This window comes from Cedecea sp. VD22 (assembly GCF_037150195.1).
Classification (GTDB): Bacteria; Pseudomonadota; Gammaproteobacteria; order Enterobacterales; family Enterobacteriaceae; genus Cedecea.
In genome coordinates, this window is the sequence record NZ_JBBCPX010000076.1 from 1 (window position 1) to 255 (window position 255).

The 255-nt window shown below is 51.0% G+C and carries 1 protein-coding gene; it reads right to left on the reverse strand.

What is annotated here, in order from left to right:
* Window positions 1-255: autotransporter outer membrane beta-barrel domain-containing protein (locus WFK85_RS23545; RefSeq protein WP_336710435.1), on the reverse strand; the 255-nt coding region annotated here is incomplete at both ends.

Consider the following 255-nt stretch of genomic DNA (forward strand, 5'->3'; position numbering starts at 1 on the left):
CACTGCTTTCACCCATCTTCACGCCATAATCCTTCGCGGTATAAACCCAGTTTGCTTCCACAAAAGGTTCAAACTGACGGAAGGAACCTTTGTCATGATGGCTCTGTCCGGTCATTGACAAGCGTACGCCCAGGCGTGTCTGGACGTTATCACTTCCCCTGCCTTCCACTTTCGTACCGTTGACTTCCGTGTGATTATCGGCTTTCACGCCGGACCATAGCACCTGTGCCTGGGGCGTTATGTAAACGTTGTTTT